The sequence below is a fragment of the Erythrobacter sp. AP23 genome, from assembly GCF_001542855.1.
GTDB lineage: Bacteria > Pseudomonadota > Alphaproteobacteria > Sphingomonadales > Sphingomonadaceae > Qipengyuania.
This window is the reverse complement of record NZ_LNBY01000001.1, coordinates 829,787-844,138: the sequence shown is the minus strand read 5'-3', so window position 1 is coordinate 844,138 and position 14,352 is coordinate 829,787. Positions and strand designations below refer to the sequence as shown.

Below are 14,352 nucleotides of genomic sequence, written 5' to 3'. Positions count from 1 at the left end.
GCAGGCGCGAAGGGGACTTTACGCAATGGACATCATCCTCCTGGGCCCTCCGGGCGCTGGCAAGGGAACGCAGGCACAGCGACTGGTCGAGCATCACGGGATGCGCCAGCTTTCGACTGGCGACATGCTGCGCGAAACGCGCAAGGCCGATACCGAGTTGGGCCGCAAGGTAGCGGACATCATGGATACCGGCGGGCTGGTGTCCGACGAGATCGTCTCGGCCATGATCGATGCGAAGCTGGCCGACATGGGCCCCGAGATCGGTGCGATCTTCGACGGGTATCCGCGAACCGCGGCGCAGGCCGACCAGTTGGACGAGATCCTCGCCAAGCACGGTCGCAAGCTCGACCACGTGATCGAGCTCGAGGTGAACGAGGACGCTCTGGTCGAGCGTATCACCGGCCGCTTTACTTGCGCGAATTGCGGCGCTGGCTATCACGATGTCTTCAATCAGCCGGCAAAACCGGGCGTGTGCGACAGGTGTGGCTCGACCGAATTCAAGCGCCGCCCCGACGACAACGAGGAAACCGTGCGCAAGCGGATGCAGGAATATCGCGGCAAGACCGCGCCGATTCTGCCGGGTTACGAAGCACGCGGTATCGTGACGCGGATCGACGGCATGGGCTCGATCGATGAAGTGACCCATGCGATCGACGCGATCCTTTCGCGCTGACGTCGCAGGTGCTTTCAAAGCTTCCTGACTTCGCTTAGGGCTTCTCCCCAATCAGGGAGAGAGGTCTTATGCGTCCAGTAGCCACCGTCCTAGCAGCCGCTGCCGCGCTCGCAGCGGCTCCGCTTTCGGCCAAGGTCGCCGAGACGAGCGCGACCGGCTTCGTCACACAGGACATGGCCGAAGTGGCGGCGAGTCCGTTGGACACATGGCTCGCGCTGACTCGCCCGGGCACATGGTGGAACGACGCGCACACGTGGTCGGGCGATGCCGACAATATGACGCTGACCCCGCAGGCCGGCGGGTGTTTTTGCGAGCGCGTACCCGGAGAAGATCGAGCGGACGGTTTCTCGCTCGACGGCAGCGTGCAGCACATGAGTGTCGTGCAGGCCTATCCGCTCAGAAACCTGCGTATGCGCGGGGGGCTCGGCCCGCTGCAGGGCGAACCGGCCACGGGCGTGCTGACGATCACGCTCGAGGGAATCGAGGGCGGCACGCGGATCCGCTGGGAATATGTCGTGGGCGGCCACATGCGCTACGAGATCGATACGATTTCGAAAGCCGTCGATGGCGTGATGAGCCAACAGCTTGCCGGACTGCGCGATCACCTCGGTGCGCTGGAAAGTGCCGATGCGCCACAGGCGGACGCGGATAATGTCCCGGACGAGGAACCGAGCATCGAGGCGCAGATTGATGCCATGCAGGACACCGAATAGGACAAGCTGAGAAGCACCCGGTTCGCGGGTGCCGCGGTCGCCTGGATCAATCGCCCGATCGGGCAGCAGGGGAGGTGCACCATGGCATCCGTCTATGACAGGCACGTGGATCTTTCGACCTTCATAGAGGGTGTGAAGAAGCGCAATCCGGGACAGGACGAGTTCGTCCAGGCGGTCCAGGAGGTGGCGCAGGACGTCTTCGAATTCATCGAGGACAAGGAGGAATATCACGAGGCGCAGATCCTGCGCCGGATCGCCGAACCCGACCGTGTGGTCAGCTTTCGCGTCTGCTGGGAGGACGACAATCATTGCATCCGCGTCCAGCGCGGGTGGCGGGTGCAGAACAACAATGCGATCGGGCCCTATAAGGGCGGCATTCGCTTCCACCCCACCGTCAACGAAAGCGTGCTCAAGTTCCTCGCTTTCGAGCAGACATTCAAGAATTCGCTCACCGGCCTGCCGATGGGCGGCGGCAAGGGCGGGGCGAACTTCAATCCCAAGGGCAAGAGCGACAGCGAGGTCATGCGCTTCTGCCAGAGCTTCATGACCGAACTGCAGCGCCATATCGGCCCCGATACCGACGTGCCGGCGGGCGACATCGGCGTCGGCAGCCGCGAGATCGGCTATATGTTCGGCCAGTACAAGCGGATCACCAACCGCTGGGAGGGCGTGCTGACCGGCAAGGGCACCGAATATGGCGGCTCGAAGATGCGGCCCGAGGCGACCGGCTACGGCGCGGTCTATTTTCTCCAGAACATGCTCCAGCATGCGGGCCAGGACGTCGAAGGCAAGACTGCGGTCATTTCGGGTTCCGGCAACGTCGCAACGCATGCCGCGGAAAAGCTCGTCAGCCTGGGCGGCAAGGTCGTCACCCTGTCGGACAGCGACGGATTCATCCACGATCCCGACGGGATCGACCAGGAGAAGATCGACTGGGTCAAGCGGCTCAAGAACGAGCGACGCGGCCGGATCAGCGAATATGCCGATCACTTCACCAATGCGACGTTTCACGAGGGCAAGCGTCCATGGAATGTGGACTGCGATCTGGCGCTGCCCTGTGCGACGCAGAACGAGCTCAATGAAGACGAAGCGAAGGCGCTGGTCGACAATGGCTGCATCGCCGTGTCCGAGGGGGCCAACATGCCGACCACGCTCGATGGCGTGAAGGTCTTCCACGATGCCAAGATCATGTACGGTCCGGGTAAGGCGGCCAATGCCGGCGGGGTGGCAGTTTCGGGCCTCGAGATGAGCCAGAATGCCGAGCGCATCAGCTGGAATCACGACCGGCTCGGCGAGATGCTCACCGAGTTGATGGAGGGTATCCACGGAAAATGCGTCGAATATGGCGAGAACGGCGACTACGTCGACTATGTCCGCGGGGCCAATATCGCGGGGTTCAAGAAGGTCGCGGATGCCATGCTTGCCTTCGGCGTGATGTAAGGGTTTTGACCTGGCCGCTCGCAAAGGCTAGAAGGGTTGCATCTTCCGGCGGGCCGCCCATATCGGTGGCCTCGCGCTTTTGCGTGCGCTGGACGGTTGACGCGGCAGGCGAATCCTCCTAAGCGCGCGGTTCATTCGACATTGCGGTGAGTCCGGCAGGCGGCAGCCAATTGTGCGCCATCCGGGCTTTTTGCGTTAGGCAAGCCGCCGGAACCATCGAATGAATGGAGCGATGAGATAGGGAAACCGGACACACCGGCCCCTGTGGAGCATGGAGAAGTAAGTGGCTCGTATTGCCGGGGTCAATATCCCCACCAACAAGCGCGTTATCATCGCGCTCACCTACATTCACGGAATCGGCCGCACCAAGGCCGTCGAAATCGCCGACAAGCTCGGCATCGATCACGCGCGCCGCGTGCAGGACCTGTCCGACGAGGAAGTCCTTCGCATCCGCGAAACGATCGATGCGGATTTCACCGTGGAAGGCGACCTTCGTCGCGAAACCGCGATGAACATCAAGCGGCTCATGGACCTCAAGTCCTATCGCGGCCTGCGTCACCGTGCCGGCCTGCCCGTTCGCGGCCAGCGCACTCACACCAACGCCCGCACCCGCAAGGGCAAGGCCAAGCCGATCGCCGGCAAGAAGAAGTAAGCTTCGGCTCGTCCGTCAGCTTTTCCCTTCTTGATAGACTGTAAGGAAGACACACCATGGCACGCGAACCCGGCCGCGTAAGGCGCCGCGACAAAAAGAACATTTCGAGCGGCGTTGCGCACATCAACGCCAGCTTCAACAACACGATGATCACCATCACCGACGCGCAGGGCAATGCGATCAGCTGGTCCAGCGCCGGCATGATGGGCTTCAAGGGCAGCCGCAAGTCGACTCCCTATGCCGCCCAGGTCGCCGCCGACGATGCAGGCCGCAAGGCAGCAGAGCACGGCGTGCGCACTCTCGAAGTCGAAGTGAAGGGCCCGGGTTCGGGCCGTGAAAGCGCGCTGCGCGGTCTCGCCGCAGTCGGTTTCACGATCACCTCGATCCGCGATGTGACGCCGATCCCGCATAACGGGGTCCGTCCGTCCAAGCGTCGTCGCGTCTGATCCGTACCTGCCTGGCGGCTTGGCTTGCTGAGCCGCCGACACCCTTTCACGGACCGGACGCTCCCATAAAGAGCGCCGGTCCCGCCCGCATCCGAACCAGGGGATTTTCATGTCCGTCAACATCAAGAACTGGCAGGAACTCAAGAAACCCAATGTCCTTGATATCAAGGAATCCGGCGACAAGGCCCGCAAGGCGACCTTCGTGGCCGAACCGCTCGAGCGTGGCTTCGGCCTGACGCTCGGCAATGCGCTGCGCCGCGTGCTCCTGAGCTCGCTTCAGGGCGCCGCGATCACCTCGATCAAGATCGAGAACGTCCTCCACGAATTCAGCAGCCTCGCCGGCGTGCGCGAAGACGTGACCGACATCGTCCTCAACGTGAAGCAGATCGCGCTGAAGATGGAAGGCGAAGGCATGAAGCGCCTGCAGCTTTCCGCAACCGGTCCGGGCGAAGTCAAGGCCGGCGACATCGCCGTTTCGGGCGACATCGAGATCATGAACAAGGATCTCGTGATCTGCCACCTCGACGAAGGCGCCACGCTCAACATGGAGCTGACCGCCGACACCGGTAAGGGCTATCGCCCGGCCGTCATGAACCGTCCGGCCGATGCGCCGATCGGTCTTATCCCGGTCGACAGCCTGTATTCGCCGGTCCGCCAGGTGAGCTACAAGGTCGAGAATGCCCGCGTCGGCCAGGAACTGGACTACGACAAGCTCTCGCTGACCGTCGAAACCGACGGCACCGTCACTCCGGAAGACGCCGTGGCCTATGCCGCGCGCATCCTCCAGGACCAGCTGACGCTGTTCGTCCACTTCGAAGACGGCATCCCGCAGCCGACCTCGGCCATGATCGGCCAGGCCGCGGAGCCGCAGGAAAGCGACACCAACCAGCTCAACCGTTACCTGCTCAAGAAGGTCGACGAGCTGGAACTGTCGGTCCGTTCGGCGAACTGCCTCAAGAACGACAACATCATCTATATCGGCGACCTGGTCCAGAAGACCGAGGCCGAGATGCTCCGCACGCCGAACTTCGGCCGCAAGTCGTTGAACGAGATCAAAGAAGTGCTCTCGTCGATGGGTCTGCGCCTCGGCATGGACATTCCCGGCTGGCCGCCTGAGAACATCGAGGAAATGGCCAAGAAGCTCGAACAGGAACTGCTGGGCTAAGACGATCGGTGAGCCCCGGCGAAGGCTGGGGCCTCCTTCCACCGGCGCTTTGCCGATGGAGGTCCCAGCCTGCGCTGGGACGCATGAATGGGCGAAGGTGACGGCCAAAACGGTCACCGGCTACGGGCTACCTAGAACGGGCCCCTATCGAACGAAGGACAAGATACGATGCGTCACAAGATTTCCGGCCGCAAGCTTCAGCGCAAGACCGGCCACCGCAACGCGATGTTCCGCAACATGGCTGCCGCGCTGATCAAGCACGAGCAGATCATGACCACGCTGCCCAAGGCGAAGGAAATGCGGCCCTACATCGAGAAGCTGATCACGCTGGCAAAGCGTGGCGGCCTGTCGAACCGTCGCCTCGCCATGAGCCGCCTGCAGGACGAAACCCAGCTCAAGAAGCTGTTCGATGTCCTCGCCGAGCGTTACGCCGATCGTGAAGGCGGCTACACCCGCGTGATCAAGGCCGGCTACCGCGGCAGCGACGCCGCCCAGATGGCCGTCATCGAACTTGTGGACCGCGACGAAGACGCCAAGGGCCAGGATTCGGGCCCGGTCATGAACGACGAGGACATGGAAGAAGCGTAAGCGCGTAGCGTCCTCGCGAAGGCGGGGACCTCGGGCCGCAAGCGCCGATCCATATTCCTGAGACCCCCGCCTTCGCGAGGGATCAATAGGGCCGGGAGGGAGACCTTCCGGCCCTTTTGTTTTGCGCGTGGGAGAAGCCGTGGCACAAGGCGCGCATGATCAGACACGCCCTGGCAGCTGCAGCGCTGCTCGCCTCAGCCCCTCTCGCCGCGCAGTCGGCCTCGCAAGACGAAATCGAGGCGCGCTACGACCGTGCTCTCGCGGCAGGCTACAAGGCGCTGTTCCTGTGCAGCGCGATTGCCAATGCCGAACGCAACGGAGCGACGCGGACGCCCGAAAGCGTCGAGGCATGGGAACTGACCGGTATTCAGGCGCCGCTCGACGAGATCGTTGCCGATTTGCCCTACCGGATCCTTCGCGATCCCGACGGAGAGTTGAACCAGGTATCGGTGGAATGGGCTGGCGACATGCCGCCGCGCGTTGCGGTGCACGATTCCCGCCGTGGTTGCCAGCAGATGCCAATCGGCGGGGCGCCGCATCCCATCCGGACCAAGCGACCACATGCCGGGAGCGAGCATATCGCGGTCGTGCCGCCGACCGGGCTACTGGCCGAGAGTCTCTCGCGCGCCTTTGACGGAGCGCATGGTGAAGGCACGCGGACCACTGCGGTATTGGTCCAGCGAGGCGCCAGCACACTCGCCGAGCAATATGCGCCCGATTTCGGGCCCGCCGTACCGCAGCGCACGTGGTCGGTCGCGAAGAGCATCGCTGCGACGTTGGTCGGTGGCGCGGTTCATCACGGGCAGGCGGAGGTGGACCGCAGCGCCGGTCTCGCGGTCGCGCCCAACGACCGCAGGCGAGCAATAACCATCGACCACCTGCTGCGGATGGCCTCGGGCCGATTCTCGGACACGGCGGGCAACCGAACCAATCCACTCTACTACGGTGGGTCGAGCGTGGCGGAGACGGCCATGCACTGGCCGCTGGTCAATGCACCAGGCACCGTGTTCCGCTATGCCAACAACGATACGCTCGCCGCGGTGAAGGCGATCGAGAGCGCGTTCGAAGCACAGTCGCCGGCCCAAGTCTTCGCACGGATCGGAATGCACGACACCGTCGCCGAGACCGACTGGCGCGGCGATTACATCCTCTCCAGCCAGGTCTGGTCGACCGCGCGCGATTTGGCGAGACTCGGGCGGCTCTATCTCGACGATGGCGTGCTGCCCTCGGGCGAGCGCATCCTGCCCGAAGGCTGGGTGGAGTATGTGTCCTCCCCATCCGGGCCGCAGCCCGATGGTCCCTTCGGCTATGGTGCGGGCTTCTGGCTGTTCGACAAGTCCGAGGGCATTCCCCCCGACACATTCGCCGCCATGGGCAATCGCGGGCAATTCATCGTGATCGTCCCGAGCCTGAATACGGTCATCGTCCGCCGAGGCGAGGATCCCGCCGGCCACCGCTTCGATATCGCCGGTTTCACGCGCGATGTGCTTGAAAGCCTTGCAGAATAGATGTTCAGAAAAGTATCCCTTAAACTGAACAATTCCTGTAACCCAAGTTCAGCGTGACCTCACGGCGCCTCGTCTAGAACGCTTCTCACAGCCGGGGCAGTCCCGCCGCGGCCTCGATGAGGAGGACCTCGAGATGAAACTATTTCCCAAGACGTTCGCGAAAGGTGGGATCGCAACGGCTGCAGTCGGCGCGATGGCGCTGGCCGGAGCCACCCCGGCGCAGGCCGGCGACCGCGGCGGCGATGGAATTTCCGTCGGCGACGTTATCGCCGGTGCCGTGATCATCGGTGGCATTGCTGCCATTGCGAGCGCGGCCAGCAAGGATCGCGATTATTACCGCGGCGGGCGCTACTATCGTGATGGTCGCTATTACCGCGACGGGCGCGACTATCGTCGCCATCACTATGCGCGCCGCGGCAATCCGCGCAGGGCCGTCAAGCGCTGCGTCAGGGCGGCACAGCGGGACGCTCGCCGCTATGGCTATCGCTATGCCCAGGTGACCGATATCCGCGATGTAGACGACACGCGCTACGGCTGGCGGGTCAAGGGTCGGATCGTGGTCGAGGGGCAGCGTGGCTATTACAACAGCCGCTATGATCGCCGGGGCCGTTATGACCGCTGGGGCGGCTACGACCGCGGGTACCACGACCGCGATCGCGGCAGGTTCACCTGCTATATCGAGCGTGGCCGCGTCGCAGGGGTCGATTTCCGCGGTATCCGCGGGCTCTAAGCCCCACATTACCCGAACGCCATGGGCGGTTCAGGCAGGATTTAGCCTGGACCGCCTATACGTATGGGATTGTCAGTCATGCGCCTTGGTGGGGGTGCGCCAAACGGGGTAACGGACCATGCCGTCCAAGCAATCGCTCTTAGCCGCGCCGGCCATGTTCGCAGCGCTGTCCCTCACCGCCACTCCGGTCCAGGCCGCCGAACTGCCCGCGCCAAGCGTGCCGCCGGCTGTCCATGTCGCGCCGGCATGGGCTCCCGGCGACGATACTGCAGCCAAACACCGTCGCTACCGCCACTATCGTCATCATCGCCATCGCGGTGTTGGCGCAGGCGATATCCTGGCCGGCATCCTGATCATCGGCGGGATTGCCGCAATCGCCAGCGCCGCCGAGAAGTCGCGCGATCGCTATCCGCGCCGCGAAACGCGGTATCCGCAGCCGCGCCGGGGCGATTATCGCTATGACGACGGGCGCGGGATCGACCGCGCGGTGACGATGTGCGTCGATGAGATCGAGCGCAATGCGCGGGTCGAAACGGTCGATACGGTCAATCGCAACGCACGCGGGTGGAGCGTTACCGGCACGCTTTTCGACGGCCAGGGCTTCACCTGCTCGATCGGAGAGGACGGCCGTATCGAGGCGCTCGATTATGGCCAGGGCAATACGCGCTATGGCGCTGAGGGTTCTACCGCCGGGGCCTATGGGATGGACACAGCGGAAGCGGACCGCCAGCACGGCGACGATGTCTATCGGGCGGCCCGTGCGCGCAGCGAGACGGCTCAACCCGCCTATCCCGGCGGGCCGCTGCCCGGCGAGGACGAGGGCGCAATCGATGCCGATATCGAATACGGCACCGGCTATCAGGGCGCGCCCCGTTAATCGCGGCCGTAGGCGGGCAAGGCGAGATTCCACCTGATCGCGGCGAGCCGCAGGCCATAGCCCGCAGCCGTCGCGCCGACCCAGACCCATTCGCGCATGATCCCGGCAAACTCGCCTAGAACGGTCAGGCTGGCCGAAAGCGCTGCTGCGGTCACATAGAGTTCGGGACGCATCAGGATCGACGGTCGCCCGGCGACGACGTCGCGGATAATCCCGCCCACGCAGCCCGTGATGACGCCCATCAGGGCGGCGGGCACCGGCGGCAGTCCGTATTCGAGCGCCTTGGCGGCGCCCAGCACGGCATAGGCGGCGAGACCCAGCCCGTCGGCGATCGACAGGAAGCGGCCCTCCCACCAGCGCGTGGGTGTGAACCAGGCGAATAGCGCGACGCCCAGGCACACGCCCGCCACCCAGGCATCGTGGATCCAGAACACCGGCGCGCCGATCAGCAGGTCGCGCACCGTGCCACCCCCGACGCCGGTAACCAGCGCGAAGAAGGCCAGCGTGACGAAAGTCTGCTTCTCCTTCGCCGCGACCAGCGCGCCGGTCAGCGCGAAGATCGCCACGCCGGCAAGGTCGAGCCAGTCGAGGACGGGTGTGAGGACCGCCGGGTTCACTTCGGCACGACGCGCGTTTTGCGGCGGCGGAACATCAGGATGCAGCCGAACAGCGCGCCGATCACCGACAATATGGCGAACAGGATCAGGATCGGGTGGCTCGTGTCCTCGCGGGTCTGCAGGTCCATGATATGCAGACCCCAGACGAAGTCGAAGGTGCGCCACCATTGCGTGCGCACGGCCTCGATGCGTCCGGTTTCGGTGCCGACATAGACGTGCGTGCCATCGGCAAGTGCAACCTGCCAGACGGGCATCGGGCGGCGGAAATCGAACGGCACGTCATCGGCGTCGAACCGCGCCGTCCCCGCCACGGCTTCGCCACCGACGATGCCCTCGGCGACGATCAGCCGCGCCTCGACCTCGCTCAGCGGGCCCATGGGGCTGCCATCGGGACGGAAGCGCTGGGTTGTCCCGTCCATATAGGCGATCCGCGTGATCGTCTCGCCGCGTTCGACCTGCGTGGTGACCGAGCGCACCGGCCGGGTGCTTTCGGCGGGCAGCGAGACCGCAATTTCGGTATCGGCGGGCAGCGCGCGTTCAGGCACGTCCATGCGCAGGTGGTTGCCGCGCACTTCTTCGATCGGCTTGGCGACCATGACGAGGCCGGTGACCGTCCACATCAGGATCGGGAAACCGACCAGCCACCCCAGCCAGATATGCCATTTGGCAAAGCGTTGCATGACGCGCTGATTGCCCATTGACGTCGTGGCTCCCTAGCCGTGGAGGATCTGTCCGATCGCTTCTGCCGCGGCGATGCAATCGAGGTCCGCCCACCTGCGCGATATGACCTGCATGCCGCAAGGCAGGCCACCCGTTTCGCCCACAGGCAAGACCGTCGCGGGGAGGTTAGGGAATGTCGCGAGGCCCGCCCAGCACAGCGTGCTGCCACCCGGCTGCTCACCGCCATTGATGGTCACCGTCCCGTCGAAGATGCGGCCTTCGCGATGCGGCACGGCGAGGACGGGCGCGGGCGGGGTGAGCATGAAATCGTAGGTCTCGAACAACTCTGCCCAGGCGTTTTCATTGCGCGCCTGCGTGTCGAGCATGTCGAACCAGTCGGTCGCGCTGGCGCGCTTGCCATTGGGTCCCGGCATTCCGCGCGCCATGGCGACATTGAGCATCCGCATATAGTCGGCCTGTTGGGCCTCGAGGTCGGGGACGAGATCGCTCGTGCGGTCCACTCTCACCCCTGCTTTCTCGATTTCGGCGAGGGCAGCCTCGATGGGTGCCCGCACGGCGTCGTCGGTCGGGCAGGACGGGTGATCGACCAGCGCGAGCAAGCGGCAGTGCTTCAGCGGTTTGTCCGTTGCAGTCAGCGGGATGGTCTGCGTCAGCCCGAGCAGCAGGCGCAGGTCGGCAGCATTGCGGGCCAGCGGACCGGCGATCGACAGCGCGCCGTCATGCGCATCGCGGCCCGCCATCAGCGGATGATCGTGCCCCTGTTTCGACACTAGGCCCCAGCTGCTCTTATGCCCCCAGATACCGCAGAAATGCGCGGGTACGCGAACCGATCCGCCGATATCGGTGCCGTATTCGCAGGGCACCATGCCACTGGCGACTGCGGCGGCCGACCCGCCCGACGAACCGCCGGGCGAGCGCTCGTGATCGTGCGGATTGTTGGTACGGCCATAGACCGGATTGTTCGATTGCCAGTCGGCAAGGTCGGGCGGGATATTGGTCTTGCCGAGGAAGATCGCACCCGCAGCCTTCAGCTGGCGCACGACTTTCGCATCGCGTTGGGCGATGTTGTCGGCATATTCCTCGTGCCCCCAGCAGGTCGGCAGGCCCTCAATGTCGAAGCTTTCCTTGATCGTCATCGGCACGCCGAACAGCGGCTGGTCTTCGCCTCTCTGCTGGTCCGTCATCTGCCTTGCGCGGTCTCGAGCGCGGTCGAAATCGGTGACCACCACGGCATTGATATGCGCATCGAGACGCTCGATCCGGGCAATCACCGCCTCGACCGCTTCGAGCGGCGACAGCTCGCCTTTTCGGATTGCTGCCGCAGTCTCGATTGCGCCCGGTTTTTTCGTCAGCTTCGGATAGCTCATCGACTTCCCCCCTCGGCGGAAGGAATGTCGGACTAGCAGGGCGCGGTCAATCGCACTCTTGGCCGGACCGATTGCGGTCGACTTCTTTGATTCGCATCGACAGAAGCGGATAGCCTGAACGGGAATGTCCCATTTCCTACCCACCGCGGGGTCGAGCTGCTTGTCGACGAAGTGCGCCCTGAATGGGTCGGCCCCGGTCGGCGGGTATCTTCAGGTGCCTTAAAGGGCCATGCGAACTCGTGAAGTGACACCAAGAAACCCGCGATCGATTGTCAGTTTTCTTCCAGACCCGTCGTAGTCGATCGAGCCCCGGCAACTGCCAGTCCGATGGCAAGGCCGAAGCCGAGGATCGGAGCCGCTCCATAGCCGATGAGGATGCTTGGATAATTGGAGACCACCGCCGCGAGCGAAAAGCCGAACAGGCAACCGGCCAGAGTGTGCCGAACCGCCTTTTCCGTGCGGATGCCATGCGCCATCAGAAAGAAGGATGCCAACAGCGCCAGGGCGAGCCCCAGCGCCGCGAGCGGTTGGTCGAAGGCCAGGCTTACCAGCACGCGCTCGACGAAGGGCTGAGCGGGCAATTCTCCTCGCAATCCTGCAACCAGGCTCGCGAAGAACGCGATCCCCGCCACCGGTACCAGCCGCCAGTCGCCGCGCGCATTGTAGAGCCCGACGGCCGCCAGCATTACCGCGAGGCCGGTTGCCGCATCGGGCTGGAGCGAGGCAGCCAACAGCGCAGCGAGCAGGATCGGCGGCGCGAAGTCCTCGTCCCGCGCGGCGAGTACGACGATGGAAGGGACAAACAGCGCGCCCGCATGCAGGGCGAAAGGGCCAAGCGGCAGCCAGCGCGCGATCCCGTTGACGTGCGGCCCGAAGAGGAGTGGCACGAAGAGCAGTGCGATGAGAACGACCGCAAGGATGTGGCGCGCCTTGGCAGTCTGGAGTGCCGGGACCGTGAGAACGAGAGCCGCCGCCAGACCCATCGCCGCCGCATTGATCACCCAATACGCCAGCGGCGCCGCCATCATCCAGAGATACGCGATCCCGGCGAGGACGGGGATTGCGATCGCTATGAGGGCAAGGCTGCGCCCGCGCATTCAGCGGGCCCCGTCGGTTTCGTAGAGGCCCGCCGTCATCGTCACGTTAGATGTGGATCGGCTTGCCCTGGACCGCCATGGCCGCTTCCTTGATCGCTTCGGAATGCGTCGGGTGAGCGTGGCAGGTATAGGCGATGTCCTCGCTGGTGGCGCCGAATTCCATCGCCTGGGCGGCCTGCGCGATCATCGTTCCGGCGACGCTGGCGATGGCCCAGACGCCCAATACGCGGTCGGTCTCGGCCTCGGCGATAACTTTCACGAAGCCGAAGGGCTCATGGTTGGTTTTCGCCCGGCTGTTGGCAAGCATCGGGAACTTGCCGACCTTTACCTTGGTCTTGTCGCCGCCCATCTTCTCGATGGCTTCTTCGGTGGTCAGGCCGACGCCTGCGAATTCGGGCCAGGTGTAGACCACGCCCGGAATGATATCGTGATTGACGATGCCGGTCTGGCCCGCGACATTTTCGGCGCAGGCAATGCCTTCATCTTCGGCCTTGTGCGCGAGCATCGGACCGGGGACGCAATCGCCGATGGCCCAGACGCCGTCGACCGCGGTGCGGAAATCGTGATCGATTTCGATCTGGCCGCGCTGGTTGACCTCAAGCCCGATGTTTTCCAGGCCGAGGCCCTCGGTGTTCGGGCGGCGGCCGATCGAGACCAGCACGCAATCGGCTTCGAGCGTTTCCTCGTCGCCGCCGGCGCTGGGTTCGAGTGTCAGAGTGGCTTTTTTGCCCTTGACGGTGCAGCCGGTGACCTTGGTCGACAGGCGCAGTTCCATGCCCTGCTTCTTGAAGATCTTGGCCGCTTCCTTGCGCACATCGTCGTCCATGCCGGGCAGCAGCTTGTCAAGGAATTCGACCACGACCACTTCCGCGCCGAGCCGGTTCCAGACCGAGCCGAGTTCCAGCCCGATCACGCCGCCGCCGATGACGACCATTTTCTTCGGCACCTTGGGCAGTTCGAGCGCGCCGGTGGAATCGACTACCACATGCTTATCGTTATCGACCTCGACGCCTGGCAGCGGAGTGACCGAGGAACCGGTGGCGATGATCACGTCCTTGGCGGTGACCGTCTCGTCGCCGACCTTGACCGTGTGGGCGTCCTGGAAGGTCGCGAGACCCTTCTTCCAGTCGATCTTGTTCTTCTTGAACAAGAGCTCGATTCCACCTGTCAGCCCCTTCACCGCATCGCGGCGCTGGGCGTGCATTGTCTCGAGATTGAGCTTGGGCGCGACCTCGATGCCCATGTCGGCCATCTTGCCGCTCGATGCGGCGTCGAAGTATTCGGACGCATGCAACATCGCCTTGGAAGGGATGCAACCCACGTTGAGGCAGGTTCCGCCCAGCGTCTCGCGGCTTTCCGCGCATGCGGTCTTCAGCCCCAGCTGCGCCGCGCGGATCGCGGCGACATAGCCACCCGGGCCGGCGCCGATGACGAGGACGTCGTAGTCGTAATTCTGATCAGCCATTGATTGCCTCCGCAGGCTCGCCTGCCGGTTCGCCCGGCTGCGCCTGCACACATGTTTTCAGAACTTCTTCGATGCGATCCCGATTGATTTCGAGCTCGCCATCCGCCGCATCGGCGGAGAATTTGTCGGCGCTGCATTCGCAGGCAGGCGCCACCAGCTCGCTCGCAAATCCATTGTCGCTGGCGATCTGTTCGCATTGCTGGACGAATTGCGTGCGGATCTCGCCCTTGATCGCATCGCCGGCCATTTCGGTGGCGACATCGCATGCGCCGAGCGAGACGGCGGCAAGCGGCAGAGCGAGGAATTGCGGTCGAAACGGCATGGAAAAGCTCC

16 protein-coding genes are annotated in these 14,352 nt (G+C 64.2%); 10 read left to right on the top strand and 6 right to left on the bottom strand.

The features are described from left to right. Positions 1 to 25: 25 nt before the first annotated feature. The 10 genes from ASS64_RS04010 (at position 26) to ASS64_RS03965 (ending at position 8,792) form a co-directional block, all read left to right on the top strand. Positions 26 to 673 (top strand): adenylate kinase, encoded by a 648-nt coding sequence (locus ASS64_RS04010; RefSeq protein WP_067690095.1) that lies wholly within the window; start codon positions 26 to 28, stop codon positions 671 to 673. A 68-nt stretch (positions 674 to 741) separates the two neighbouring features. Further along, a complete protein-coding gene (locus ASS64_RS04005) occupies positions 742 to 1,386 on the top strand; it encodes an SRPBCC family protein (RefSeq protein ID WP_067690094.1) in 645 nt (214 codons plus the stop codon). Positions 1,387 to 1,467: 81 nt separating this feature from the next. Continuing rightward, a complete protein-coding gene (gene gdhA, locus ASS64_RS04000; RefSeq protein ID WP_067690093.1) occupies positions 1,468 to 2,826 on the top strand; it encodes an NADP-specific glutamate dehydrogenase in 1,359 nt (452 codons plus the stop codon). A gap of 283 nt (positions 2,827 to 3,109) precedes the next feature. Next, positions 3,110 to 3,478, top strand: a complete 369-nt coding sequence (rpsM, locus tag ASS64_RS03995) for a 30S ribosomal protein S13 (RefSeq protein WP_067464710.1) — start codon at positions 3,110 to 3,112, stop codon at positions 3,476 to 3,478. Positions 3,479 to 3,534: 56 nt separating this feature from the next. Then, positions 3,535 to 3,924 carry a 30S ribosomal protein S11 gene (gene rpsK, locus ASS64_RS03990; RefSeq protein ID WP_006831904.1) on the top strand — a complete coding sequence of 130 codons (390 nt, stop codon included), beginning with the start codon at positions 3,535 to 3,537 and terminating at the stop codon, positions 3,922 to 3,924. A 109-nt stretch (positions 3,925 to 4,033) separates the two neighbouring features. After that, positions 4,034 to 5,089 carry a DNA-directed RNA polymerase subunit alpha gene (locus tag ASS64_RS03985; RefSeq protein ID WP_067690090.1) on the top strand — a complete coding sequence of 352 codons (1,056 nt, stop codon included), beginning with the start codon at positions 4,034 to 4,036 and terminating at the stop codon, positions 5,087 to 5,089. Between the two features lie 168 nt (positions 5,090 to 5,257). Then, the gene (gene rplQ, locus ASS64_RS03980; RefSeq protein WP_067690089.1) at positions 5,258 to 5,677 is read left to right on the top strand and encodes a 50S ribosomal protein L17; all 420 of its coding nucleotides are present in this window, start codon (positions 5,258 to 5,260) and stop codon (positions 5,675 to 5,677) included. A 155-nt stretch (positions 5,678 to 5,832) separates the two neighbouring features. Further along, a complete protein-coding gene (locus tag ASS64_RS03975) occupies positions 5,833 to 7,185 on the top strand; it encodes a serine hydrolase (RefSeq protein ID WP_067690088.1) in 1,353 nt (450 codons plus the stop codon). Positions 7,186 to 7,318: 133 nt separating this feature from the next. Then, complete coding sequence (locus tag ASS64_RS03970) at positions 7,319 to 7,915, top strand: hypothetical protein (RefSeq protein ID WP_067690087.1); 597 nt, start codon at positions 7,319 to 7,321, stop codon at positions 7,913 to 7,915. A gap of 154 nt (positions 7,916 to 8,069) precedes the next feature. After that, positions 8,070 to 8,792 carry a hypothetical protein gene (locus tag ASS64_RS03965; RefSeq protein WP_067690084.1) on the top strand — a complete coding sequence of 241 codons (723 nt, stop codon included), beginning with the start codon at positions 8,070 to 8,072 and terminating at the stop codon, positions 8,790 to 8,792. Here ASS64_RS03965 and ASS64_RS03960 read toward each other — a convergent pair. The 6 genes from ASS64_RS03960 to ASS64_RS03935 all read right to left on the bottom strand — a co-directional run bounded on the left by ASS64_RS03960 (position 8,789) and on the right by ASS64_RS03935 (position 14,341). Next, positions 8,789 to 9,409, bottom strand: coding sequence for a trimeric intracellular cation channel family protein (locus ASS64_RS03960; protein WP_067690083.1), 621 nt, complete (start codon positions 9,407 to 9,409; stop codon positions 8,789 to 8,791). The genes ASS64_RS03965 and ASS64_RS03960 overlap by 4 nt on opposite strands. Beyond that, positions 9,406 to 10,107 carry a PepSY domain-containing protein gene (locus ASS64_RS03955; protein ID WP_067690081.1) on the bottom strand — a complete coding sequence of 234 codons (702 nt, stop codon included), beginning with the start codon at positions 10,105 to 10,107 and terminating at the stop codon, positions 9,406 to 9,408. The genes ASS64_RS03960 and ASS64_RS03955 overlap by 4 nt, the downstream gene beginning before the upstream one ends. A 15-nt stretch (positions 10,108 to 10,122) precedes the next feature. After that, a complete protein-coding gene (locus tag ASS64_RS03950) occupies positions 10,123 to 11,457 on the bottom strand; it encodes an amidase family protein (RefSeq protein WP_067690076.1) in 1,335 nt (444 codons plus the stop codon). A gap of 272 nt (positions 11,458 to 11,729) precedes the next feature. Then, positions 11,730 to 12,554 carry a hypothetical protein gene (locus tag ASS64_RS03945; protein ID WP_067690073.1) on the bottom strand — a complete coding sequence of 275 codons (825 nt, stop codon included), beginning with the start codon at positions 12,552 to 12,554 and terminating at the stop codon, positions 11,730 to 11,732. Positions 12,555 to 12,600: 46 nt separating this feature from the next. After that, entirely contained in the window at positions 12,601 to 14,019 is a 1,419-nt protein-coding gene (gene lpdA / locus ASS64_RS03940; RefSeq protein WP_067690070.1) for a dihydrolipoyl dehydrogenase, read from the bottom strand. Continuing rightward, positions 14,012 to 14,341: a hypothetical protein gene (locus ASS64_RS03935; RefSeq protein WP_067690067.1), complete on the bottom strand. Its 330-nt coding sequence runs from the start codon at positions 14,339 to 14,341 to the stop codon at positions 14,012 to 14,014. The genes lpdA and ASS64_RS03935 overlap by 8 nt, the downstream gene beginning before the upstream one ends. Between the last annotated feature and the right edge of the window lie 11 nt (positions 14,342 to 14,352).